This window comes from Nonomuraea sp. NPDC005650 (genome assembly GCF_040605375.1).
In the GTDB taxonomy this organism is placed as follows: Bacteria; Actinomycetota; Actinomycetes; order Streptosporangiales; family Streptosporangiaceae; genus Nonomuraea.
The window spans coordinates 165421-190085 of sequence record NZ_JBEXCR010000015.1; the positions used below are offsets into that span (position 1 = coordinate 165421).

Sequence of the window (24665 nt, forward strand, 5' to 3'; positions counted from 1 at the left end):
CGTCGGCAGGCGCGCACAGCGGGTCGGTGGTTCATCATGGAGAGTCATCGGCCCGCGTGGCTTCGAGCTGCGGGCGTCGGAGCATTATCCGCCGGAGGAGGCCGTGACGGAGTCGGAGGGCTGGCTCGCCGCACACGCCGGGGCCTATCCCGACCGCCGGTTCGCTCCTCGTGCGCCTGCGCGGGGACCGCGTGCTCGGGCCCATCGCCATTACCCCTGTCTGGACCGTTGTCCGCCACTGCGAGGGAGTGGAGGAAGACCCAGGCCGCCCCGCCCGGGGCCGGCGGGTGATCGGTGGGAAACCGTTGCGAAACGGACTTGTGCTATTACCGTCCGGAAGAACGTACATGGATGGAGAACGCACGTGGACGACCCGCTAGGAAACTTCGCGAACATCGACGTCGAGGCGTTCCTGCGGGATTCCGAGAGACGGGTGGCCGATTTCGAGGCGGCGCAGAAGGAGGTCGCGGCAGCGGTCGGGAAGGCGACGGCCGCCGACGGTCTCATCGCGGTCGAGTGCACCGCGCAGGGCGGTGTGAGCCGGCTGGACATCGATCCGAGGGCGAAGCGGATGAGCGTGCAGGAGATGTCCGCGGCGATCCTCGCGGCCATCCGCGACGCCGACGCCGACCTTCAGCGCCGGCTGTCGGAGATCATGACGGGTACGTTCGGCGGCGGGCTGGACGGCGCCATGGGCGATCCGGACACCGCCCGGGCGAAGATGGCCGAGGCGCAGCAGGCCTTCGACCGGATGATGGGCGATGCGATGGGCGAGCTGGACCGCATGCGCAGGAAGCTCGGTTACTGAGCACCCTGGGGGCGGCCCGCCGCGTACTGCGGCTTGAGGCCGTCCGTGAGGCTGCGTTCGGTCATCCAGGCGGCCCCGTACTTCAGGGCCAGGCCGAGGACGGTTTTGAGCGTGAAGTTGCGCAGCTCGATGACCCGCCGCTCGGCGGTCATCGCCTGCGACAGCGCCTCCCACTTGAGGAACACCCGTCCAGGTCCGACCAGTGCGGCCCTGGCCAGGGTGGCCATCGCCAGGCTCGCGAGGCCCAGGTGGAGGTAGATGTACAGCGTCCAGAGGTTGGCCAGCACTCTGAGCAGCCACGAGAGGCTGTGGGCCGAGTCGGCCGCCGTGTCGGACTCCATGGCGTAGCCGGTCATCTTCTGCCCGTAGAGCTCCCGTTCCGCCGCCTGCCAACTGGCCGTGGACACGCTGTCGTGCTGCTCCTGTGCCGTCGCGCCCGCGGTGTAGACGCCGTTTCCGAAGGCGCTCCAGCCGTCCGCGGCCCTGTGCAGCACCTGCGGGTCGGCCGGCACCGACAGCCCGTACGAGACCACCACGCGCTCGAACACGGGAAAGATCAGGGAGGCGAACGCGTACATGCCGAGCGTGGAGTACTGGATCGCCTTGAGGTCGCCGCCCTCGTCGCCCGGCTGGAACGGGTCCGGGGTGCCGCCGGGGACGGGGATCTTAAAGCCGGACATTGGCCTCGCTCCAGTTCTCCGCGGTCTGGATGTTGTCGGCGACCGTGTGCAGTTGGTCCCGATGGTCGTGCAGGGCTTCGATCGTGTTGTCGACCGTGGTCTCCGCGTAGCCGACGATCTTGTCGTGCTCCTTGGTCAGGGGCCATCCGAGCACGCCCATGGCCCATGGCCCGATGCGCATGTTCGAGGGGAAGTCGGCGGCCTGGTCCAGGTGCGACACGGGGGAGGTGCCTGCGACGTCGTCGACGAGAGCGTCGCCCAGCGCTCTGATCGCTGATTGCCGGTGGATACGTGCGGCTTCGCCTTGGCTCAAAACTACTCCAAGTACGTGATCCATAACTTGGATGCACATACTAGCGATATCCGGATCACTCGGCCGCTGGGCCCCCGCGAGGGCGGATATTCGAGCGGCTCCAGCCCGAGGCCCTCCGCTGTCCGGGGATGGTCAGCGCGTGGACCGATCTGGCCGGGTGCGTCCGGGCCTCTGTTGGACACCTGGCCGCGGTGGCTTTGCTGAGCCTCACCCCCGAGGACCTGATGGTCCGTACCCGCGGGGCGCAAACCAGAACAGGAGCCCGAACCATGTCAGTCAACATCAGGAAGCCGCTCACCCTGCTGACCACCCTCGCGGCCGTCGGCGCCACCCTGCTCACCGCGGCCCCGGCGAGCGCCGCCGTCGGCGAGCGCGGCCGGCTGGCGACCGAGTGCGGCCTCTACCGGGACGGCGACGCGGCCATGTACAAGAACTGCACCGGTGCCGGCGAGAACATCTTCGTGACCTACCTGCTGGGCGGAAACACCTATTTCTGCGTGACACCGGGAGAGGCGAAGTACGTCGGCAGGTGGAGCAACGTGTTCAGGGCGTACAACCGGGGCGGCTGCTGACCGTTCCCATGACACGGGGCCGCGGGCAGCCCGCCTGCGGCCCCGTTGCGGGCCGCCTTGGGGGCCGCCTTGGACGGTGCCGGAGCGGCCGAAGGCGGCGTCATCCGGCCTGATACGCGGAGGCAGGCGGCCTCATCCGGCCTGAAAAGCGGCGTTAGGCGTGCGGATGCCGCGGCGGAACAGGGCGGGCAGGCACAGGACCGTGCCGAGTGCGCCGATCCACACCGCCGACTCCAGCCCGCCGAGCGCGGTGGCGGCGGAGGCGAGCAGGGAGCCGATCGCGACCGCGCCCCACAACAGGAAGCGCTGCACGGAGGCCACGCGGCCGAGGAGTTCGGACGGGGTCTGGGTCTGCCGGAGGGTCACCGAGGTGGGGTTGAACGCGCCCTCGCCCACGCAGTGCACGATGCTGCCGATGACGAGGCCGGCGGCGCCAAGGCTGCCGTGCGCCCCCAGTACGGGCATGGCCACGATGCCCAGCACCGACACGGTGGCGGCGAGCATGAGCGCGCGCGAACTGCCCAGACGCCTGATGAGGAACGCCGAGGCGAGGTTGCCGATCGGATAGCCGGCCGCGGCGGCGCCCACCACGACCCCGATCCACTGCGGTGACAGCCCCAGGACGTTGCGGCAGTACAGGACCAGGCTGGTCTCGACCATGGAGAGGAACAGGACGTAAAGGGTGCCGCAGGAGAAGACCGGCTCCAGGACCGGATGCCGGAGCACGAACCTGAGCCCGGCGGCGACGTCCCGCCGTACCCAGCCTCGCTCCCGCGCGGTGACGGCGGGCGGCGGCTCATGGTGCCGGATCGCGATCAGCGTCACGAGCGAGGCGGCGAAGCTGAGGGTGTTGGCGAGGATCGCGCCGGTCACGCCGACCAGCCCGATGACCGGCCCCGCGGCCATCGGCCCGACCGCCTTGGCGGTCGACTCCGACAGTGCCAGGCGGGTGTTGCCGGTGTGCAGCTCGCCCGGGTCGCGGAAGAGGCCGGGCAGGTACGAGGTGTAGGCGACCTGGAAGAACACCACCGCGCAACCGCTCACCAGCACCAGCGCGAACAGCAGGGGGAAACTCAGCACGCCGGTGGCCGCCGAGACCCAGATCGCGCCGAACGCGATCACCTGCACGCCGTCACAGACGAGCATGACGATGCGGCGGGGCAGCCGGTCCACGATGGCACCGGCCGGCAGGCCGAGCGGCAGGAAGGGCAGGAACAGTGCGAACGGCAGCAGCGCGGCCTGGGCCGGAGTCGCGCCCAGCACCGTCACCGCGAGCAGCGGCAGCGCCAGCGTCATGAACTGGTCCCCGAACAGCGACAACGACTGCCCGGCCCACAGCAGCCCGAAGTCACGCCGGACCGTACGGCCCGCCGTCTCCGGCAAGGACGGCGAGGACGGCGAGGACGGCAAGGGCGGCAAGGAGGTCATGCCTGCCGCCAGAAGTCACGCAGCAGCGAGTGGACGGTCTCGGCCTCCTCGACGTGGCCGAACGAGCCGCTGCGCTCCAGCATGTGGAACCGGGCCTGGGGCGCGAAGCGCCGGAAGTCGCGTTGCAGCGCCGGGTGCAGCGCCCGGTCGTGGCGGCCGGCCAGCACCATCAGGGGAACGCGGATCTCCTTGAGGCGGGGGCGGAAGTCGGGGATCCCGGCCACCTCACCCCCGATCACGAAATCGACGTCGTCGCCGCAGAAGATCGGATAAAGCTCCTGGTTCCTGGCGCCGGGCTCGTTGGCCAGCAGGGCGGCGTTGGCGGGGTCGTAGAAGCGCACCAGGGGCGCCGCCTTGGCGAACTCCCGCCTGAGCGGCTCGTCCGTGGAGCGCAGCCCGTTCAGCCGCAGCTCCTGGATCCGCTCCCACACCTCGGGAAGCTGGGTGGCCAGCTCGCGATTGATGTTGGCGTGGTTGAGCTGCCACATCTCGGGGCTGTGCAGGGTGTTGGCCAGGGTGACGGTGCGCGCCATGGCGGGGTGGTCGAGGGCGACGGCCTGCGCGATCAGCCCGCCGTACGAGAAGCCGTACACGTGCGCCGGACCCAGCAGGTCGAGCAGCGCGGCCACGTCGGCGACGTCGTCGGCGAAGGTGATCTCGGAGAGGTCCCGGGGGCGGTCGGAGCGGCCGCGGCCGTACAGGTCGACGTAGATCACCCTGTGGTCCGCCGCCAGGGCGTCGAAGTGCGGGTGGAAGATCACATGCGACCCCGCGGGGCCCAGCCCGGCGAGCAGCACCACGGCGTCGCCGTCCCCGTGCTGCTCGACCCAGACGCGCCGGCCGCCGCGGATCTCGTACGCCTGACCAGGGGGATGTTCGATCATGGCGCTCATCTTGGCCCGATCGGGAGGCGGAACGACGGCGGATATCGGACCTTTCATTTCGGGCGCCCGCGCGTCGACCGGGCCCGGTGAAATTCGACTGGGAAAGTGTCGGTGCCCGGTGGTAGAAACCAGGTTCGATACTTGTGTGCTCGTGCCCGGGGGAGGGCCTGCCAGTGACCACCAGCAACTCGGAGTTCTCCGTCTCCGGCCCGCGCTACAACCGGCGCGGCCCGGTGCGCTGGCTCTGGTCCCATCTTCGCAGGCATCCGGCGCACCTGATCGGGTTCCTCGGCGGGTCGCTGATCATGGTGGTGCTCAACGCCATGGTGCCGCAGTTCACCGGCGACGCCTTCGACGCCGTGCTGGGGCAGCGGGGCGAGCCGCTGGACGCGCTCGGGTTCATCGCGCTGGCGCTGCTGGCGATCGTGCTGGCCCGGGGGCTGTTCGACCTGGTGGCCAGGCTGTCGAGCGAGGTGCTGGCCAAGCGGCTTGAGCGGGACGCGCGCGACGAGCTCTACGTGAGCCTGCTCGGCAAGAGCCAGACCTTCCACAACCGGCAGCGGGTCGGCGATCTGATGGCCAGGGCCGCCAACGACATCCGGCAGCTCTCCATCATGATCACGCCCGGGGTCGATCTGATCGTGGACTCGGGGCTCACCGGGCTGGTGCCCATTTTCTTCATCGGGGCGATCGATCCTCGGCTGCTGCTGGCGCCCGGGTTGTTCGCCGTCGTGTTCACGGTCGCGCTCTGGCACTACATGCGGCAGCTCAATCCGGTGGCGACGAGTATGCGTGAGCAGTTCGGCGACCTCAACGCCGGGCTCAACCAGGCCGTGCGCGGCATCGAGGTGATCAAGGTGACCGCGCAGGAGGCGCAGGAGCGGCGGCGCTTCCGCACCAACGCGCGGCTCTACCGCGACCTCTTCGTCCGCAACGGGCTGGTCCAGGCCCGCTACCTGCCCACCCTGCTGTTCTCCTTCGCTATGGCCGGGGCGCTGTGGCACGCCCTCTATCTCCAGGGCATCGGGGCGATCACCATCGGCGAGCTGGTGGCGTTCATGGGGCTCATGGGCCAGCTCGGGTTCCCCACGCAGATGTCGATCTTCACGTTCTCCCTGATCCAGATCGGCATCGTGTCCTCGCGCCGGATCCTGAACGTCATCACCTCCGACAGCGAGATCGAGCAGCGGGCCGACGGGCACGCCGCGCCGATCAGCGGCGAGATCGTCTTCGAGGACGTGACGTTCGGCTACGAGGACGACGAGGACCCGGCGGTGCGCGGGGTGACGTTCACCGTGCGGCCGGGGGAGACGGTGGCGATCGTCGGCGAGACCGGGTCGGGCAAGAGCACGCTGACCAAGCTGGTGCCGCGGATCTACGACGTCACGTCCGGGCGGATCCTCGTCGACGGCGTGGACGTGCGCGACTGGGACCTCGACTCGCTGCGGTCCCAGATCTCCACCATCGAGCAGGACATCGTGCTGTTCTCCCGGTCCGTGTCCGAGAACATCGCGTTCAGCCTGGGGCAGCGGGCCGATCACGAGGCCGTGGTGCGGGCGGCGGAGGACGCCCAGGCCGCCGAGTTCATCGGTGAGCTGGACGACGGCTACGAGACCGTGATCGGGGAGCGCGGGGTCACGCTCTCCGGCGGGCAGCGGCAGCGGCTGGCCATCGCGCGGGCCCTGCTGACCGATCCGGCGATCCTCGTGCTCGACGACTCGACCAGCGCCATCGACTCCGCCACCGAGGACCTGATCCAGCAGGCGATCGGGCGCATCCTCGACGGGCGCACCACGCTGCTGATCACCCACCGGCTCTCGCAGATCCGGTGGGCGGACAAGGTGCTGCTGCTCAGGCGCGGCGAGGTGGTCGACTTCGGCACCCACGACGAGCTGATCGCGCGCAGCCGGCTCTACCGCCGGATCTTCGCGCACTACGACGAGGTCGAGCTGGACGCCGCCGAGGACGCGGTCCTGGCCGCGGAGCAGGGAGGGGTGCGCTGATGGGCTTCATCATGGACGGCCTCGACGCCGAGGACTACGACCGCACCTACAGCGACCGTGCCCTGCTGCGCCGGATCCTGTCGTACTTCCGGCCCAAGCTGGGGTCGATGATCCTGGTCGCCACGATGATCGTGCTGCTGTCCGCGAGCCAGGCGGCCGTTCCCATGCTGGGCAGCCTGGCCGTCGACGCGATCGCCGGCGGCACCATCGGCTCGGTGGGCTGGCAGCTCACGGCGGGGATCCTGGTCGCCGGGGTGTTCTCGTGGGTGTTCAACTTCGTCCGGCAGAAGTTCAGCGCGCAGGTCACCGGCGACGTGGTGCTCCGGCTGCGCGAGGACGCGTTCGACGCGGTGCTGGAGCGCGACCTGTCCTTCTACGACGAGACCCCGTCCGGGAAGATCGTCAGCCGGGTGACGTCCGACACCGACGACTTCGCCACCGTGTCCACGCTGACGATGGACCTGATCAGTCAGGTGCTGATGGTCGGCTTCGTCACGGCCCTGCTGTTCGTGCGCAGCGTCGAGCTGGCCCTGCTGACGCTGCTGGTGGTGCCGATCGTGGTGGGCCTGGCGCTGATGTTCCGGCGGCTGGCCAGGGCCGGCACGCGCCGGGCGCAGCGCTCGCTCGGCCGGGTCAACGCCAACCTGCAGGAGACCATGGGCGGCATCGCGGTCGCCAAGAACTTCCGCCAGGAGCAGCAGGTCTACGACGAGTTCCGGCCCATCAACCGGCAGAGCTACCAGGTGACGCTCCGCCAGGGGTTCGTCTTCTCCACCATCTTCCCCGTGCTCTTCCTGGTGGCCGGGCTCGCGACGGTGGGCCTGGTCCGGCTGGGCGGCGCGCAGGTGCTCGACGGCGGGCTGTCCGCGGGCGACTGGTACCTGTTCCTGCAGGGTGTGTCGCTCTTCTGGTTCCCGCTGACGTCCATCGCCGCGTTCTGGTCCCAGTTCCAGCAGGGGCTGTCGGCGTCCGAGCGGGTCTTCGCCCTGATCGACGCCCCGCCGCGGGTGGTGCAGAGCGCCGCCGAGCCGCCCGGCCGGCTGGCCGGGCGCATCGAGTTCCAGGGCGTCACCTTCGGGTACGACGCCGCCAGCCCCGTGCTGCGCGACTTCGACCTGCGCATCGAGGCCGGGGAGACCGTGGCGCTCGTCGGCCACACCGGTGCCGGCAAGTCGACGCTCAGCAAGCTGATCACCCGGTTCTACGAGTTCCAGGAGGGCCGCCTGCTGATCGACGGGCGCGACATCCGCACCCTTGAGCTGGGCGCCTACCGCAGCCAGATCGGCGCGGTGCCGCAGGCCCCGTTCCTGTTCAGCGGCACGGTCGCCGACAACATCCGCTACCCGAGGCCGGAGGCGGGCGACGACGAGGTGCGCGCCGCGGCGGCCGCGGTGGGCGGCGGCGACTGGATCGAGGCCCTGCCCCACGGGCTGGAGACGGACGTGGGCGAGCACGGGCGGGCGCTGTCGATGGGGCAACGCCAGCTCGTCGCGCTGGCCCGGCTGCTGATCCAGGATCCGGCGATCGTGGTCCTCGATGAGGCCACGGCCAGCGTCGACCCGCTGACCGAGGCCCAGATCCAGGAGGGGCTCGACCTGGTGCTGGCCGGGCGGACCTCGATCGTCATCGCGCACCGGCTCTCGACGATCGAGCACGTCGACCGCATCATCGTGCTGGACCACGGGCGGATCGTGGAGGAGGGAGACCACGCTTCGCTGTTGGCCCGGGGCGGGCGCTACTGCGAGGTCTACAACACCTACTTCCGCCACCAGTCACCCCACTACCGGGCCGGCACCGGCTTCGTCTCCGTCGGGGACGAAGCCGCCGGCTGAGACCTCGGCTGCCGGGCGGGGGCGGGTGGCGGCCCGGACCTGTGAGGGCGCTGACCTGCCTGGGGACGGGGGTGCCGGTTGCCGATGGCGGGCGAGTGGGTGGTGACGCGGACCTGCGAGGGTACTGACCCGCTTGGGGACGGCGGTGTTGGCCGGAGTTGGCTGCCGGTGGGCGGGCAGGTGAATGGTGACGCGGACCTGGGAGAGCGCTGACCTGCCTGGGGCTGCCGTGTCGGCTGCCGAGGCCAGGCAGGTGGACGGTGACCTGGACCCGGGAGGCAGCCTTCCCGCTTGGGGATGGCGGTGCCGGCTGCCGATGCCGGGCGGACCCGTGAGGGTGTGAGTCGTTTGGGAGGGGCGGTCAGGTCGCCAGCTCGTGGCCTTCGTCCAGAGATGTTCGCCTGGGCAGCAGCGCGAACCTCCCGGTCAGCCAATCGGCGAGCAGGTCGCGCTCGACGAGCAGCAGCGGCTGGCGCGCGTCGATCGCCTCCTGGCGGGCTGGGCGGGTGAAGTGCCCCGTGGTGATGAGCACGCCGGTATGCCCGGTGAAGGCGTTGGCCAGGGCTCCGAGGAAGTTGCGGACCGCCGGTGCGCCGACACTCTTGCGGTAGCGCTTGCACTGGACGGCGCATCGCGTGCCGTCGGGCGCGACGGCCGTGATGTCCACACCGCCGTCCCCGGCGCCGCCTCGAATCTGCACCCGGCGGAACCCCTCGGCGATCATGCGCTCGGCGACCAGCTGCTCGAACTGCGGCCCGGTCATGAGATCGACCTTCTCCAGGGCCGCGTTGGCCGCGAGGAACTGCATGCGGCGGGCCTGGATGACCCGATGCCGCAGGAAGAGCCCGCCGCCCAGCGCCGCGAGCAGGATGGTGGTTATGGCTATCGCCCATCCCGGATATCGGGTGATGAAATAGGCCACGAGAACGATCGCGACCACGGCTCCCGCCAGTGCTATTACCTGAAGATCGCCGATACCGTTCGACTTTCGCCGCTTGTTGCCCCGTCTGGATCCCCTCGCCATGGGTCCCTCCTGGAAGACCGGTGTTTGACGGCGAGTATGAAGCGCGGCACCGACAGAATCCGCGCGCGGAACAAAAGCAGAATGGGTTGCGGCTTATTGCGTTGGCTATATGCCCGTTTTCGCCCCAACGTGACAGAAACTGCGGCTGCTGGTTTGCCATTCCCGTCAGGCCGGGAGCCCTCCCTGTGATGTTGGCTGCATGTGATCAAGGACGTGGCTTGGAGTGGTCCGGCGAGGTCGTCGCCGTGGGCGTTGGTCGTCCGTGCGGTCTGTGACGATTGTCCATTTTTGTGACAAGTGTGGTAAACCTCCTTCGTCACACCTGTCACGGAGGCCCCATGCGTACCCTGCCCATCGTCGGCTTGACCACCTTGATGCTGGGGCTGGGCGCCCACGCCGCCGTCGCCGAGCCGTCGGTGGCGAAGACGGCGGGGGACGGGCCGCTCGCGCACAATGTCCCGACGACGTTCGCGGCCGGAAATGACTACTGGACCCCGGAGCGGATGCGCGGCGCGCAGCCGCTCGCCGCCCCCGCCGACACGGCGAGCGGCGAGACCAAGAGCGTGACGCCGTTCGCCGCGCAGGAGCAGGTGGACATCGCGCCCACGCCTTCGAAGGACACGATGCGCTGGGTCCGCCCGTACGTCACCTCGGCGGCCAAGCAGCGGACGTGGCAGTCCGGCGGCCTCATCGCCAAGACGGCGGGCAAGGTGTTCGGCACCGGCGGCAACGGCAAGGACTTCGTGGCCTCCGGCAACGTCGTGACCAGCGCGGACGGGGACGTCGTCGTCACCGTCGGGCACGCGTTGATCGACGGTGAGGGCCGGTGGAGCAAGAACCTGGTCTTCATCCCGGCGTACAAGAACGGCGCGGCACCGTACGGCAAGTTCGTGGCGCGGACCATGTTCATCTGGTCCGGCTACTACAAGGACGGCGCGCACCAGCCGCCGCTCGACTTCGGCATGCTGGTCGTCAAGCCGGTGCAGGGCAAGACCGTCGTGCAGACCGTGGGCGGCCAGGGGATCAGGTTCAACTCCGCCACCGTCGGCTCGTCCAACCTGCTGCTCGGCTACCCGAGCAACGGCAACGGTGGCAAGACCCTGCAGTACTGCAGCGGCGCTTCGGTGACCCCGGCGTACGGCATGAAGTACGCGCTGGTGTGCGACATGGGTGGGGGCTCCAGTGGTGGCCCGTGGTTCCAGGGCTTCAACAAGGTCACCGGCATCGGCTACCAGATCTCCACCCACGCCCTGCGCAACAGCACCACCAGCTACGGCTCCTACTTCGGCCCCGAGGCGCTCAAGACCTTCCGCGCCGCAGAGGGCGCCTGAGCCTCAGGGACGGGGCGTCGGGGCACGGCGGACGCGCCGGCCTCAAGGTCGGGGCGGTCAGGCGCGTGGTGGACGCTCCCGCCTCAAGGTCGGGGCGTCAGGGTGCAGTGGACGCTCCAGCCTCAAGGTCAGGCGCGGTGGATGCCCTCGTGAGCGCATGCGGCGGTGGAGCCCCGGCCCCAAGGTTGGGGATCGCGTTTTGTGTTGATTGTGGTAGTAAAGACCACTATTGATGCTTTTGTGGCAACAGGGGGAAATGTGACCGCACTCAGCCGCCGACGGCTCCTCCAGGCGGGCGCGGGCGCCGTACCGGCGATCGCGCTCGGGGCCCGTCCCGCGTCGGCCAGCGTGGCCGCGCCGCTGACCACCGGTGTGGTGCCGAGCGCGATGGCCGGGTTCGACAAGGCGATGACGACGTTCATCACCGAACGGGACATCTCCTGCGCCCAGCTCGCGGTCGCCAAGAACGGCAAGATCCTGCTCGCGCGCGGCTACGGCTTCTACTCCAAGCCGGGCGCCCCCATCGTGCGGGTGCAGCCGACGTCCCTGTTCCGGATCGCGAGCCTCAGCAAGAGCCTCACGGCGGCCGCGATCGTCCGGCTGGTCCAGGACGGCAAGGTGTCGCTGGGCGCGAAGGTGGCCTCCCTGCTGGGGCTGTCCACCACGGCGGACCCCCGGCTGGCGAACGTCACCCTGTGGCGGCTGCTCCAGCACCTCGGCGGCTGGGACAGGGACGTCTCGAAGGACCCGCTGTGGATCGACCCCACGATCTCCGCGTCGCTCGGCGTGCCGCTGCCGATCGACCACGCCGACATCATCAAGTACGTCACCGCGAAGAAGCTCGACCTCGACCCGGGCACGAAGTACGTCTACAGCAACTACGGCTACATGCTGGCCGGGCGGGTCATCGAGAAGATCTCGGGCATGAGCTACGAGTCGTACGTGCGGCAGAAGCTCCTGGCCCCCGTCGGGATCACCCGGTTGCGGCTCGGCCGCAGCCTCCGCTCCGAGGCCGTCTCCACCGAGGTGACCTACGAGTCGAAGCTCACCAACAAGAGCGTCGTGGACCAGTCGGGCGCCGTCGTGCCGTTCCCCTACGGCGGGTTCAACATGCCCAACCAGGACGCCAACGGCGGCTGGCTCGCCTCGGCCGTCGACATGGTCAAGTGGGGCTTCGTCTTCGACGCCGCCGGGCCCGTGCTCAACTCCACGTCGATCTCCCGGACGTTCGCCAAGCCCGAGACCGGCGTGACCGCCGGCGGCTCCTGGTACGGCCTCGGCTGGAACGTGCGCAACAACAACGCCGGAGGGCTGAACACCTGGCACACCGGCAGCATGCCCGGCACGTTCAGCTTCCTCGCGCGGGTGCAGAACGGCGTCAGCTACTGCGCCATCTTCAACCGCAGGGAGGAGACGGGCACGCCCGACTTCGACTCGATCGACCCCATCCTCGGCGCGGCGATCGGCACCGTGAAGACCTGGCCCACCACTGACCTGGCTCCGAGGTATTTCTGACCGTCGGCGGAAAGCTCCACAAAAGTGCATCGTGACCACCAATGTTGTGTCATGTAACGTCGCGGGAAAGGTAAGCCCTACCGAGGAGCGGTAGATGGTAGAGGAGCAGCGCCCCGACGCGACAGGACAGCAGCAGACGAGAAGGCAAGTGGTCCGGGCGGTGGTCGCCTCCGCCGTTGGGACCTCGATCGAGTGGTACGACTTCTTCCTGTACGGCTTCGCCGCCAGCACGATCTTCGCGGAGCTGTTCTTCCCCAAGAGCGACCCGACCACGGGTCTGCTCCTGTCCCTCGGCACCTATTTCGGCGGGTTCGCCGCCCGCCCGATCGGGGCGGCGATCTTCGGTCACTACGGCGACCGGATCGGCCGCAAGGCCACCCTCATCATCACGCTCCTGAGCATGGGCATCGCCACCGCGCTGGTCGGGCTGGTGCCGACCTACGAGCAGATCGGGATCTGGGGCGGCATCCTGCTGACCGTGCTGCGGCTGCTCCAGGGCATCAGCGTCGGCGGCGAGTGGGGCGGCTCCGTGCTGCTGGCCACCGAGTGGGGCAAGTCGCGCGGCGGGCGGCGCGGGTTCCTGGGGAGCTGGCCGCAGTTCGGGGTGCCCGTCGGGCTCGTGCTCGGCTACCTGGCCCTCGAAGTGTTCCAGCCGCTCGACCCCTACTGGGGATGGCGCATCCCGTTCCTGCTCAGCATCGTGATGGCGGGCGTCGGCCTCTACATCAGGCTCGGCATCCTGGAGACGCCGGTCTTCACCAAGGTCCTCCAGGAGAACCGGGTCGAGCGCGTCCCCGTCCGCGAGGTCATCGTCAGGAACTGGCGGGAGATCGTGCTGAGCGCGTTGCTGCGGACCGGGCAGCAGGCGCCGTTCTACATCTTCACCGTCTTCATCCTCACGTACGCGACCAAGACCCTGGGGTTCAAGGCGAGCGACGTCTACCTGTACGTCATCGCCGCCGGGATCGTGTCGCTGTTCACCGTGCCCTTCTGGGGCTACATCTCGGACATCGTGGGGCGCAGGAAGCTGTACATCATCGGCGCGGCGGCCATGGTGGTCTGGTCGTTCATCTACTGGCCGCTGCTGGACACCCGCGTCCCGGCGCTGGTCCTGCTGGCCATCGTGCTGACGGCGCCCATCCATGACATCCAGTACGGCCCGCAGGCCACGTTCATCGCCGAGAGCTTCACCGGGCGGCTGCGTTACAGCGGGGCCTCGCTCGGCTACCAGCTGGCCTCGTTGACGGCGGGCGGGCCCGCGCCGCTGATCGCGGTCTGGCTGTACGCGACGTATCAGAGCTCGTTCGCCATAGCCGTCTATATGGCGATATGTGCGCTGATCAGCGTGGTCGCGGCGTTGGCCCTGAAGGATCGGTCGGATCAGGACTACGCGGTCGAGTACGACGACGTACGGACCGAGACCAGCACCTGACGTCGCGGCCGGACGGGCGCGCGTGGCGAGTAGCGGAAGAGCAGTGCGTGCGGCGGCCAGGCCGGGCACCGCGGTCGATCCGAGGTGGTCGATCCGCGGTGCCGCGTCGCCCGGCCGCCGGGCGTGTCAGCCGAAGGCGCGGACCTCCAGGAGGCCGACCGAGCCCTGGCCGCTCTGCAGCACGACCCGGAGCCTGGTGGTGCTGACGGCGGTGAACGTGACCGGGTTGTACGCCCCGGCCGCGATCCCGTACGCGCTGGCCCCGGGCACGTCCACGTACGCGCTGCCGTTCCAGTACTGCAGCTTCCACGAGGCGGGCACGCGCACGCCGCCGCCGTCGTCGAAGAAGTAGACCTCGGCCGACTTGATCGACTGGGTCGAGGACCAGGTCAGCTCGGCCCACTGGGTGCCGGTCTCCGGCCAGGTGCCCCAGCGCGGGCTGGGCACGAGGCCGTCGTTGACGGCCGCGACGCTCTCCCACGGCGAGGTGTACGAGGCCGAGGGCGTCGCGCTCGACGCCAGGTTGACGGGCGTCGGGTTCCCGCCGCCGCCGCCGAAGGCGAGGTCGTCGTCGCTGAAGATCGGGTGTGACGGGTTGACGTCCGCCTCGCCACCGCCGCCGTCGCAGCGGCGGTCGGGGTTGAACATCAGGTACGTGCCCGAGGAGCAGGCCGTCGCGGGCTCGGCGTCGCCGCCGATGACCACGCTGCCGCCGAGGTTCGCGCCGCCCTGGACCAGCGCGCTGTTCTTCACCACGGCGTTGCCGCCGACGGTCGCGCCGCTGTTGACCCAGGCCAGGTCCTCGACGCGGGCGTTGCCGCTGACCGTGCTGTTGCCGTACACGGCGGCCCTGGGGCCGACGTAGGCGGTGGCGGCCACGTTGGCGCGGTTGTCCACCCAGCCGCCGCCGTTGGAGTGCCAGTGGCCGCCGCCCGGCGCGGCCGGCTGCACGTGACCGGGCTCGAAGCCCCACGGCGTGGCGCCCTGCAGGCGGAACTGGTACGGGTAGCGGTAGTTCTTCGGGTAGCCGTCGAGGAAGGCGTACTTGTGCACGGCGCTCGGCGCGCCGACGACCACGAGGTAGACGTCCTTCTCGCCCGCCTGGGTCTGGAAGGTCACCTCGCCGTTCGAGGAGTTGTAGACGGGGCTGTAGCGGGGCGTGCCATTCTTCACCGCCACGAACCCGTACGACCAGCCCGACCCGGCCGCCGAGTTGACGTGGCCCCTGAACCGCATCCGGATGAGCGCGCCGTCGCTGCTCGGGACCAGGCGGATCTTGTTGTAGCCGTAGTCGGAGGGCGCGATGGCGTCGGAGACGCGGAAGTGCCCGGCCGCCGCGTTGACCGCCTGCGCCTCCACGCCGTTGTAGGCGGTGACGAAGGGATACAGGCTGTTGATGAACGGCATGAAGTCGGCGCGGTTGGAGTAGTCCCACGTCACGTTGCGCTGGGCGTACTCACCCAGCCGCCGGTTGAGCTCCGCCTGGTCGATGCCGGCGATCCGGCGATAGGTCTCCAGCGGGTGCTCGTTGCTCCTGGCCTCGTTCCACAGGCGGCTGAACATGGCCAGGCCGTCGCGGTCCTTGATGTACTGCAGCAGCATCCAGTTGCCGTAGTGGTGGCGGCTGCTGCTGTAGGCGAGGTTCTCCGTGCGGATGAACCGCGTCAGGTCGCCCGCGGCCGTCTTCGGGTAAACCTGCATGGCCATGAACTCGGCGCTGGTCTCCCAGAACGTGCCGGCGCTCGGGTCCGTGAACCCGTATCCGGACCTGCCGAGGAACGTGTAGTTCTGGAAGACGTGCCCCAGCTCGTGCGCCAGCCCCCATGAGCCGGGCAGCGCGGCGCCGGGGGCGATGTTGATGACGCCGACCTTGCCGTCGGTCGAGCCGCCCGTCGCCCACGCGTCGAGCGGCGCGTTCGACCAGGTCCTGGTGACGATGACGATGATCTTGTACTGTGCCAGCAGCCCGGTCTCCGGCGTGAACTTCATGGTGTTCACGTAGAAGGAGTAGAGGCTCTCCAACTGGCTGAGCATGTTGTCGGGGTCGAAGTTGTACGGGGAGGGCGCGGTCTTGGGGTTCGTGCCCGAGCGGTCACCCCATAACAAGATGAAGTTCGCGGACTCCTTCGTACGGTCGCTGGCCCACGGCACCTCGCCCGTGCTCTGCCAGCGCGCGGGGATGAAGACGGCCTTCGCTGCCGCCGAAGCCGCCGGGGTGGTCGTGAGGAACGCGGTGACAAGCATCAGGAGGGCGACCGTCGCCGCCCGCAATCGTCTCATTCGGAAACCTCCGGGAGCCGCCTTTGTGTTAGCGCTAACACCGTGCGTTATGTCACATATTTTGGAGCGGCTAGAGTGTTGAGGTTCGCAACAGAGACTGTCAAGACCCGGTGAAACTTTCAGCTCCGAAAGGCCGCCTCCGCCGCGTTCGCCTGGGCGAGCTTCTCCTGCTCGGCCGTCCACCCGGCGAACTCCCGCTCCAGCGTGGTTCCGGCGGTGGTGCGCGTGTCGGTGCCGATCGTGACCGCCAGCCCGTCCTCCAGAAGCGGGATCGCGGGGTGCTCCGGCATGCTGGGGACGGCACCGGTCATGACGTTGCTGATCGGGCACATCTCCAGGGCGATCCGGTCGCGGCGCAGCCGTTCGAGCAGCGCGGAGTCGCCGGTGCAGCGCACGCCGTGCCCGATCCGGCGGGCGCCGAGCACGTCGAGCGCCTCCCACATGCTCTCCGGGCCCGCCGCCTCGCCGGCGTGCACCGTGCACGGGAGGCCGGCGGCGTGGGCGAGGTCGAACGCGGCCCGGTGCGGCGCGCCGGCGTAGCGCTGCTCGTCGCCGGCCAGGTCGAGCCCGGCCACCTTGTCGCGGTGCCGCAGCGCCGTCTCGGCGACGGCCAGGCTCTCGTCCGGCGTCTGGTGCCGCAGGCAGCACAGCAGCAGCCCGGTACGCACTCCCGTGTTCGCCTGGCCCGCCGCCAGGCCCTCGGCGACGGCCACGACCGCCTCGTCCATGGTCATGCCCTGGTGGCCGTGCAGCTGCGGGGCGAAGCGCGTCTCGCCGTAGACCACGCCGTCCGCGCTCCAGTCCGCCACCAGCTCGCGGGCGGCCCTGCTCAGCGCGTCGGGCGTCTGCAGCACCTGGAGGGGCACGTCGATGTACGTGAGGAACCGGCTCAGGCTGCCGCACCCGGCGGGCGCCGTCACCAGTTCCTCGACGGGTGCGCTCAGGGTGATGCCCTGGCGGCGCGCCAGGTCGGCGATCGTGCTCGGGCGTACCGATCCGTCGAGATGGCAGTGCAGCTCGTAACGCTGGGTCATCGCGGTCCCTCACAGGTGTCGAAGAGCAGTTGTTTGAAAGCGGTCTCGTCGACCCGCCGCACCAGCGTCAGGTTCGGTGCGGGGGCCGTGCGGCGGCGGTCGATGATGAGCTGGCCGCGGGTCTCGTCGCCGAGCGCGACGTCCACGTACGCCCGCTCCCGCTCGACGGCCAGCTCGGGCCGGAGCGCCACGGCCATGGCGACGGGGTCGGGGAGGTCGTAGCCCGGCAGGCCGGTGACGTCGCGGGCCCAGTCGGCGACCGTCCGGTTGACGCGGTGGGCGAAGGCGGCCATGGGGGTGCCGAGCCGCTCCAGCCGGAGCTGGTCCGCCGGGGTCATGACGGCGTCCTGGCGCGAGACGTCCCAGCCGATCCAGGTCACCTTGTCCGGCGTGGCGGCCTGGAGCACCACGCGGGCGGCCTCCGGGTCGGCCCACACGTTGAACTCGGCGGTGGCCGAGACGTTGCCCCGCATGTCCGCGGCGCCGGCCATGCAGTACACGTGCCGGTAGCGGGAGAGCAGGTCGCGGTCGCGGAGCAGGGCGGCGGCGACGTTGGTGAGCGGCCCCAGGGTGACCAGCGTCAGCTCGCCGGGGAGGTCGCGGGGCGCGTCCAGGAGGACGTCGACCGCATGCTCGGGCTCGGCGGCCCGCAGCGGGTCGGGGAGGCCCAGATCGCCCATCCCGTCCTGGCCGTGCACGTGCTGGGCCGTGGACAGCGCGCGGGTCATCGGGCAGGCGCAGCCCTCGTGGACGGGGATGTCCTGGCGGCCGGCCGTCTGCAGGGAGATGAGGGCGTTGCGGGTCGCGACCGGGAGCGGCACGTTGCCCGCCACCGTCGTCACGACGCGTACGTCGCCCAGCCCGCTGGCGGCGGCCAGCAGCAGCGCCACCGCGTCATCCGAGCCGGTGTCGGTGTCGACGACCAAAGGCAGCACGGTCACCTCTTGTCTAATCGTTTAGATCTGCCGAGTGCCTATCTAAACGATTAGATGCGAGAATGTAAACCGTCATGATGAAACGTCCGAGCACTCTGGCCGACGTGGCCCGCAGAGCGGGCACCTCTACGGCGGTGGTCAGCTATGTGATGAACGACGGGCCCCGGCCCGTGGCCGCCGCCACCCGCGAGCGCGTCCTGGCCGCGGCGGCGGAGCTCGGCTACCGCCCCAACCGCATCGCCCGCGCGCTGCGCTCGCGCACCACGGGCGTGGCCGGCCTGGTGCTGGCCGACGCGTCCAACCCCTACTTCGGGGCCCTGGCCAGGCACGTCGAGCGGGCGCTGGAGAGCCGCGACCTGCTCACGCTGGTGGGCAACGCCGGCTACTCGGCGCGGCGCCAGCGGCATCTCGTCGAGCGGTTCCTGGCCGCCCAGGTCGACGGGCTGGTGATCGTCTCGGCGGACTCCGTGGGCGACGTGGCGGACGTGACCGAGGCGGCCGGCGTACGGGCCGTCTACATCCACAACGGCCCCCCGGGCGCGCGCGTGGCGGCGGCCGACAACCAGGGCGCGGTGCGGGAGGCGGTCGCGCACCTGCGCGGGCACGGGCACCGGCACGTCGCCTTCCTGGCCGGGCCGGACGACGAGGGGCCCGTGGGCGTGCGGCGGGCGGCCTGGCACGCGGCCGTCGCCGGCGACCCAGACGCCGCGCTCCTGCGCTGCGCCTACTCACGGGCCGAGGCGGACGCCCTGACCCGCCGCCTCGCCGCCGTGGGCGCCCTGCCCCACGCCCTGGTCACCGCCACGGACGAGCAGGCCATCGGCGTCCTGTCCGGTGCCTGGGCCTGCGGCCTGGCCGTCCCCGACCGGCTCGCCGTCATCAGCCTCGACGGGACCCCGGAGAGCGCCCACACCGCTCCGGCGCTGACGGTGACAGAGCAGCCGCTCCAGGCCATGGCGGAGCAGGCCGTCGCCCTGCTGTTCGACGAGGCGCCCGCCCCGCTCGCCCCGCACGCCGCCCTGGTCACGCGACATAGCTGCGGCTGCGGAGTGAGACCCCAGGGTGAGGTTCAAAGGACCTAGTCTCGTAAGAGAAGGGATAGGTCCATGGACATCAACATCGTGCTCGGAGTCATCGCCTTCTTGCTCTTCTTGGTGGTGGTCGCCGGGGTGAGAGTCGTCAACCAGGTCGAACGCGGCATCGTCTTCCGCTTCGGCCGGGCGCAGCAGCACATCCGCGAGCCGGGCCTGAGGTTCCTGATACCTGGGGTCGACCGCATGCGGAAGGTCAACGTCCAGATCGTCACGATGCCGATCCCCACGCAGGAGGGCATCACCAGGGACAACATCTCCGTACGGGTCGACGCCGTCGCCTACTTCCGGGTGCAGGACCCGATGCGGGCCGCGATCGAGGTGCAGAACTACCTGTTCGCCGTCGAGCAGGTGGCCCAGACCTCGCTGCGGTCCATCATCGGCAAGAGCGAGCTGGACGATCTGCTGACCAACCGCGAGGAGCTGAACAGGGGCCTCGCGCTCATGATCGACAGCCCGGCGCTCGGCTGGGGCATCCACATCGATCGCGTGGAGATCAAGGACGTGCAGCTGCCCGAGGCCATGAAGCGGTCGATCGCCCGCCAGGCCGAGGCCGAGCGCGAGCGGCGGTCCAGGGTGATCGTCGCCGACGGCGAGCTGCAGGCCGCGGGCAAGCTGGCCGACGCCTCGGGCATCATGTCCCAGACGCCGGGCGCGCTGCAGCTGCGCCTGCTGCAGACCGTGGTGGAGGTCGCCGCGGAGAAGAACTCCACGCTGATCATGCCGCTGCCGGTCGAGCTGCTGCGCTTCTTCGAACGGGCGACGCAGAGCGCGGCGCCGGCCGAGCCCGCCACGGTCGGCTCGGAACGGCTCCGGCCCGAGCGGCCCGCCCTCGCGGAGGAGGAGGCCGTCCCCGAGCTGCCCGCCCAGCGGAGCGAGAGCGAGTCGGCCCTTGAGCCCGGACAGAAATCGGGTGACCTACCGCTGACCCGGTGAGAGCCACTCGGCGAGGTCCGCGACCACGGCCGGGTCGACGTGCTGGGCCGGCTCGTACTCGGCCGGGGTCGAAGGGCCCTCGCCGGGGAAGAACAGGTGGTTGTCGGCGTCGTAGACGCGGAACGTGACGTCCGGCCGGTGCGCGAGCCCGGCCCGCCATCGCGCCAGATCGTCGTCGACGGTCACCTGGTAGTCGCGGGCGCCCTGGAGGAGGAGCATCGGCATGTCCAGCGCCGCCGCGGTCGCGACGGGGTCGTAGCCGCGCAGGTCCAGCCAGTACGTGCCGGAGAAGCCGAACAGCAGGTCCGCGGCCGGCGTGGCGGCGGACAACCCCGGGCCCCCGACCACCGCGGCCTGACGGATGATCGTCTCGGCCGCCGCCTGCCAGTCGGGGTTCGCCGAGGCGAGGTGGCGGGCGACGCGTACGGCCGCCTCGTGCATCGGCTGCGCGTCACCGGCCATGATCACCAGACCGGCCACGGACGGCTCGGCGGCGGCGATCCGCGGGGCCGCCTTGCCGCCCATGCTGTGGCCGAGGACGAAGACCCGCGCGGGGTCCACGTCCGGCCGCTGCCGGAGCAGCTCGACGGCGGCGACCGTGTGCGGGACGTACTCGTCGGCCATCGTGAAGTCGCCGGCCAGCCGGTCGGCGTGGACGTGGGTCACCTTGTCGTACCGCAGGACCGCCACCCCTCGGCTCGCCAGCCCCCAGGCCAGATCCTTGAGCGGCTTGTTCGGCCCGGTGGTGGCGTCCCGGTCGAACGGCCCGCCGCCGCTGAGCAGCACCACACCGGGCCACGGACCGCGACCGCGCGGCAGGCTCAGCGTGCCGGGTACGGCCAGGGGGCCCGAGCCGACGGTCACCTCGTGCTCCTCGAACAGCTCCGGGCGGGCGTAGGCGGGCGGTGCCCACTCCGGGGCGTCCAGCGGTGCCAGTTGCAGGCCGTTCAGCTCGCCCGCGTCGTCCACCGACATGATCACCATGAGCCCGCCGCGCTCGCACGTCACCGGGACGCTCACCCGGACCAGCCCCGCCCGGATCGGCTCGCCGACCGGCTCCCCGACGGCGGAGACGGGCCCGTGCCGCCCGATCTCGGCGGCCCAGACGGCCCCCAGCGTCTCGGCGGACACCTGTGCCCGCAGCGCCCCCGCGAACAGGCTCTCGATCTCCGCGAAACGCCCGTCGCGGGCCATCTCGACGACCGTCGTGGCGGTCGCCGCCGGGTCGGGTGTCATCACCGTTTCAACCTTTCTCTATTTATGCGAAAGGTAGCACAAGGTGAGATCGTAGGGAATGGTCCGGCGCAGCGGTGCTCGGCGTACCGTTCCCTGGGGAGCCGCACGCCGACGGCCCAGCGAGGGAGGTCGTCATGGGATCCGGGGAGTTCGCCACGTATTGGCGTTATCGCGGCCTTGGCGGCCTGGACCTGATGCGGGCGCGTTTCGTCCGCCGCCGGTTCGCCCGGCACAGCCATGAGACGTACGCGATCGGGGCGCTGGAGGCGGGCCTGGAGGAGATCCGTTTCGCCGACGGCGTCGAGCACGCGGGCGCGGACGACGTCGTGCTGATCGAGCCCGGCGTCGTCCACACCGGCGAGCCCCGGACCGCCGACGGGTGGGCGTACCGGGTGCTGTACCCGAGCGTCGAGCAGGTGCGGGAGGTCGCGGACGAGCTCGGCGTGCCCGGTGGGGTCCCGTCGTTCGAGCGGAGGGTGGCGCCCGACGCGCGGGTGGCCCGGCGGGTGACGGCCGCACATCACGCGGCGGAGTCCGGCGCGTCGCTGGCCGCCGACTCCCAGCTGCGCGCGGTGCTGGCCCTCGTGCTCGGCGCGTACGGCACGCGCCGCCCGGGGCGCCCGGCCCGCTCGGCCGGGCGGAGGAGCGTGGCCCGGGTCCGCGACCTGCTGCACGCGACCATGCCGGACCCGCCCGGCCTGACCGAGCTGGCCGCCACGGCCGGGGTCACGCCGTTCGCGCTGCTGCGCTCGTTCCGGCGCGCGTACGGCATGCCGCCGCACGCGTACGTGACCCAGCTGCGCGTCGTGAAGGCCCGCGAGCTGCTGCGACAGGGCATGCCGCCGGCCCAGGCCGCGCTGGCCGTGGGGTTCTGCGATCAGTCGCACCTTTCGCGGCACTTCCGGAGCCTGGTCGGCGTCCCGCCCCGCGCGTACCAGCGTGCCGTGCAATAACGTCCAATCCTTGGCGCCCGCCACCGGTCTACGGTGCCTCGCGTGACGACCGACGAAAGTGCTCTTCCCCTCGAACTCGACCGGTCCGCCGTCGCCCGGCTGGGCCGCCAGGCGGTGGACTTCCTGGCCGACTGGGTCGCCGAGCTGGACTCGGCGCCCGCGAGCGACTACGGGCAGGTGGACCGGCTGGCCGCCACGCTGCTCCGGCCGCCCGCCGACGGTCCCGGCGACTTCGGCGCGCTCCTGGAGACGTTCCGGCAGGCGGCCGGGCAGGGCGTGAACACGGCGGGGCCCGGCTATCTGGCCTACTTCCCTGCGGGCGGGCTGGTCACCGCGGCGCTGGCGGAGCTGCTCGCCCAGGCCGCCAACCGCTTCACCACCGTGGCCCAGATGTCCCCTGCCCTGGTCGCCATGGAGCACGGGGTGCTGACCTGGCTCTGCGACCGCTTCGGCCTGCCGGCGGGTGCGGGCGGGCTGGTCACGACGGGCGGCTCGCCGGCCACGCTGTCGGCGCTGCTCGCCGCCCGGCACGGCCGCCCGGGCGACGGCACGTTCTACGTGACCGAGCACACGCACTACTGCGTCGCCAAGGCCGCCCGCATCGCGGGCCTGCCCCCGGAATCGATCCGCGTCGTGCCCGCGACCGCGGACCTGCGCATGGACGTCGCGTCGGCGGCCAGGATGATCGCCGACGACCGCGCCGCGGGACTGCACCCGTTCCTGCTGGCCGCCACCGCCGGAACCACCAGCTCCGGCACCGTCGACCCCCTGCCCGAGCTGGGCGAGCTGGCCCGCCGCGAAGGGCTCTGGTTCCACGTCGACGCGGCCTACGGCGGCGGCTTCCAACTCACCGAACGCGGCCGGACCCGGTTGGCCGGGATCGAGGCCGCCGACTCGATCGTGCTGGACCCGCACAAGAGCCTCTTCCTCCCGTACGGCACCGGCGTGCTGCTGGTACGCGACCCGGCCGTGCTGCACGCCGCCCACGCGGCCGACGGCCGGTACCTGCAGGACCTGAACGCGATGGACGGCCTGCCCGACTACGGGCATCTCGGGGTGGAGCTGACCAGGGAGTTCCGCGGCCTGCGGCTGTGGTTGCCGCTGCACCTGCACGGCGTGCGCGCCTTCGAGCGGGAGCTGGACGAGAAGCTCGACCTCGCCGGCCACGTCCACCGCCGGCTCGCCCAGGACCCGCGCTTCGAGGTGCCGTGGCGGCCGGACCTGACGGTGGTGCTCTTCCGGCTGCGCGGCACGGACGAGCGCAACCGGCGGCTCCTCGCGGACGTGAACGACACCCGGCGCGTGTTCCTGAGCAGCACCACCGTCGACGGGCGGTTCTTCCTGCGCCTGTGCGTGCTCAGCTTCCGCACCCACGCCGACCGCGTCGAGGAGGCCCTGGACATCGTCCGCGCGGCGGCGTGACCTTCTCCTCCGGGTCAGTGCTTGATGGGCAGGTCCTTGCGGGCCTGCGCCAGGTCCGTCTTCCAGATCCACAGCCGGTTCGGTGGCGGGACCTCGTGGTAGCCGAACGGGCCGACCTCGGTCAGGGTGCGCAGGTCGACGCAGACGCGCTCGTAGGCGTTCGCGACGGCCTCCGCCGGGTTCTTCAGGTCCTTGGTGCCGAGCTTGATGCAGGCCCGGTACTCGTAACCCAGCAGCAGCTCCGGGCCGAACTGCGCCCACGCGCCGCGCTTGTGCTGCCAGGCGTCCTCGGCCTCGTCGAGCATCAGGTTCAGGTCGTAGGCGGGCGGGATGGAGGGGTAGATGAGGAAGCTGGCGGCCCACCCGAGCGACAGCATGTCGAGGTTGAAGGTGCGGCGCTGCGGGTCGTCGCGGGGCGGCATGGGGTCGGACGTCCCGCCGGCGAACCAGGGCGCGGTGTAGGCCAGCAGGCGGCCGTGGTTCTCGACGAGCTCGCCGGTGGCGACCACGGCCAACTTGCGCTGGGTGCCGTCCGGGCGGGTCAGGCGGGTCTTCACCATGGTCTTGTGCGCCTCGGCCGCGAGCTGGCCGGCGGTGAGGTGGTGGTCGGCGGCGTTGGGGGTGATGCGCGAGATGAGGTGGTCGCGCAGCTGCTGGGGGATGGCGTCGTACGTGCCGTCCTGCAGGCGGGCCTTGGTGCGGTCGAGCGCGGCCTGGGCCGTGGCCGGGCTGCCCCCGTAGTGGCTTTCCGGGGTGTCGATGGACACCATGCGGATCGACATTTCGATCTTCGGGGTGTCGCCGTCGATCACTTCGGTGAGCCTGTAGTCGTTGGCGGGACGGCTGGGCCCGACGAAGCCGAGATTGATCATTGTGCGCTCCAACACCGGGTGATACCTGGAGCACCAACATCGCAGTCGATCGGAACGCTCTGGCGGCTGACACGCTGACCTGCG

At 70.6% G+C, this 24665-nt stretch carries 21 protein-coding genes; 11 read left to right on the forward strand and 10 right to left on the reverse strand.

Translation table 11 applies throughout. The annotated features are described in order from the left end of the window. The first annotated feature begins 364 nt into the window (after positions 1–364). Positions 365–808 carry a YbaB/EbfC family nucleoid-associated protein gene (locus ABZS69_RS26300; protein ID WP_355377142.1) on the forward strand — a complete coding sequence of 148 codons (444 nt, stop codon included), beginning with the start codon at positions 365–367 and terminating at the stop codon, positions 806–808. Here ABZS69_RS26300 and ABZS69_RS26305 read toward each other — a convergent pair. Both ABZS69_RS26305 and ABZS69_RS26310 read right to left on the reverse strand, forming a co-directional pair. Further along, positions 802–1488 (reverse strand): hypothetical protein, encoded by a 687-nt coding sequence (locus ABZS69_RS26305; RefSeq protein WP_355377143.1) that lies wholly within the window; start codon positions 1486–1488, stop codon positions 802–804. The two genes, ABZS69_RS26300 and ABZS69_RS26305, sit on opposite strands and share 7 nt — an antisense overlap. Beyond that, complete coding sequence (locus ABZS69_RS26310; RefSeq protein ID WP_355377145.1) at positions 1475–1801, reverse strand: hypothetical protein; 327 nt, start codon at positions 1799–1801, stop codon at positions 1475–1477. Before ABZS69_RS26310 ends, ABZS69_RS26305 begins: the two co-directional genes overlap by 14 nt. A 269-nt stretch (positions 1802–2070) precedes the next feature. Here ABZS69_RS26310 and ABZS69_RS26315 point away from each other — a divergent pair, with 269 nt between their 5' ends. Then, positions 2071–2373 carry a DUF6355 family natural product biosynthesis protein gene (locus tag ABZS69_RS26315; RefSeq protein ID WP_355377146.1) on the forward strand — a complete coding sequence of 101 codons (303 nt, stop codon included), beginning with the start codon at positions 2071–2073 and terminating at the stop codon, positions 2371–2373. A gap of 132 nt (positions 2374–2505) precedes the next feature. Here the strand turns inward: ABZS69_RS26315 and ABZS69_RS26320 are convergent, their stop codons facing one another. After that, positions 2506–3801, reverse strand: coding sequence for an MFS transporter (locus ABZS69_RS26320; RefSeq protein WP_355377147.1), 1296 nt, complete (start codon positions 3799–3801; stop codon positions 2506–2508). Continuing rightward, complete coding sequence (locus ABZS69_RS26325; protein ID WP_355377148.1) at positions 3798–4685, reverse strand: alpha/beta hydrolase; 888 nt, start codon at positions 4683–4685, stop codon at positions 3798–3800. Before ABZS69_RS26325 ends, ABZS69_RS26320 begins: the two co-directional genes overlap by 4 nt. Positions 4686–4858: 173 nt before the next feature. Between ABZS69_RS26325 and ABZS69_RS26330 the strand changes: the two genes are divergently transcribed. After that, the gene (locus tag ABZS69_RS26330; RefSeq protein ID WP_355377150.1) at positions 4859–6688 is read left to right on the forward strand and encodes an ABC transporter ATP-binding protein; all 1830 of its coding nucleotides are present in this window, start codon (positions 4859–4861) and stop codon (positions 6686–6688) included. Continuing rightward, a complete protein-coding gene (locus ABZS69_RS26335) occupies positions 6688–8520 on the forward strand; it encodes an ABC transporter ATP-binding protein (RefSeq protein ID WP_355377152.1) in 1833 nt (610 codons plus the stop codon). Before ABZS69_RS26330 ends, ABZS69_RS26335 begins: the two co-directional genes overlap by 1 nt. Positions 8521–8881: 361 nt before the next feature. Here ABZS69_RS26335 and ABZS69_RS26340 read toward each other — a convergent pair whose 3' ends face one another. Then, positions 8882–9460, reverse strand: coding sequence for a restriction endonuclease (locus ABZS69_RS26340; RefSeq protein ID WP_355377153.1), 579 nt, complete (start codon positions 9458–9460; stop codon positions 8882–8884). A 422-nt stretch (positions 9461–9882) separates the two neighbouring features. On the opposite strand from ABZS69_RS26340, the gene ABZS69_RS26345 reads away from it, so the two are divergent. The 3 genes from ABZS69_RS26345 (at position 9883) to ABZS69_RS26355 (ending at position 13822) form a co-directional block, all read left to right on the forward strand. Further along, positions 9883–10875 (forward strand): hypothetical protein, encoded by a 993-nt coding sequence (locus tag ABZS69_RS26345; RefSeq protein WP_355377154.1) that lies wholly within the window; start codon positions 9883–9885, stop codon positions 10873–10875. Between the two features lie 258 nt (positions 10876–11133). After that, positions 11134–12390, forward strand: a complete 1257-nt coding sequence (locus ABZS69_RS26350; protein WP_355377156.1) for a serine hydrolase domain-containing protein — start codon at positions 11134–11136, stop codon at positions 12388–12390. Positions 12391–12484: 94 nt separating this feature from the next. Further along, complete coding sequence (locus ABZS69_RS26355) at positions 12485–13822, forward strand: MFS transporter (RefSeq protein ID WP_355377157.1); 1338 nt, start codon at positions 12485–12487, stop codon at positions 13820–13822. A 126-nt stretch (positions 13823–13948) separates the two neighbouring features. Here ABZS69_RS26355 and ABZS69_RS26360 read toward each other — a convergent pair whose 3' ends face one another. From ABZS69_RS26360 to ABZS69_RS26370, 3 genes are all read right to left on the reverse strand, one after another. Then, a complete protein-coding gene (locus ABZS69_RS26360) occupies positions 13949–16102 on the reverse strand; it encodes a DUF6055 domain-containing protein (RefSeq protein ID WP_355377159.1) in 2154 nt (717 codons plus the stop codon). Between the two features lie 119 nt (positions 16103–16221). Then, positions 16222–17136, reverse strand: coding sequence for an adenosine deaminase (gene add, locus ABZS69_RS26365; protein ID WP_355377160.1), 915 nt, complete (start codon positions 17134–17136; stop codon positions 16222–16224). Next, positions 17133–18071 carry a nucleoside hydrolase gene (locus ABZS69_RS26370; protein WP_355377162.1) on the reverse strand — a complete coding sequence of 313 codons (939 nt, stop codon included), beginning with the start codon at positions 18069–18071 and terminating at the stop codon, positions 17133–17135. Before ABZS69_RS26370 ends, add begins: the two co-directional genes overlap by 4 nt. Positions 18072–18145: 74 nt before the next feature. On the opposite strand from ABZS69_RS26370, the gene ABZS69_RS26375 reads away from it, so the two are divergent. After that, complete coding sequence (locus tag ABZS69_RS26375; RefSeq protein ID WP_355377163.1) at positions 18146–19153, forward strand: LacI family DNA-binding transcriptional regulator; 1008 nt, start codon at positions 18146–18148, stop codon at positions 19151–19153. 24 nt (positions 19154–19177) lie between these two features. Then, complete coding sequence (locus ABZS69_RS26380; RefSeq protein ID WP_355377165.1) at positions 19178–20098, forward strand: slipin family protein; 921 nt, start codon at positions 19178–19180, stop codon at positions 20096–20098. On the opposite strand, the gene ABZS69_RS26385 is transcribed toward ABZS69_RS26380, so the two are convergent. Continuing rightward, the gene (locus tag ABZS69_RS26385; RefSeq protein ID WP_355377337.1) at positions 20081–21334 is read right to left on the reverse strand and encodes an alpha/beta hydrolase; all 1254 of its coding nucleotides are present in this window, start codon (positions 21332–21334) and stop codon (positions 20081–20083) included. The genes ABZS69_RS26380 and ABZS69_RS26385 overlap by 18 nt on opposite strands. Before the next feature lie 134 nt (positions 21335–21468). Between ABZS69_RS26385 and ABZS69_RS26390 the strand changes: the two genes are divergently transcribed. Then, positions 21469–22287 (forward strand): AraC family transcriptional regulator, encoded by an 819-nt coding sequence (locus ABZS69_RS26390; protein ID WP_355377167.1) that lies wholly within the window; start codon positions 21469–21471, stop codon positions 22285–22287. A gap of 42 nt (positions 22288–22329) precedes the next feature. Beyond that, positions 22330–23709 (forward strand): aminotransferase class V-fold PLP-dependent enzyme, encoded by a 1380-nt coding sequence (locus ABZS69_RS26395; RefSeq protein ID WP_355377168.1) that lies wholly within the window; start codon positions 22330–22332, stop codon positions 23707–23709. 14 nt (positions 23710–23723) lie between these two features. Here the strand turns inward: ABZS69_RS26395 and ABZS69_RS26400 are convergent, their stop codons facing one another. Next, positions 23724–24581: a hypothetical protein gene (locus ABZS69_RS26400; RefSeq protein ID WP_355377169.1), complete on the reverse strand. Its 858-nt coding sequence runs from the start codon at positions 24579–24581 to the stop codon at positions 23724–23726. Positions 24582–24665: the final 84 nt, after the last annotated feature.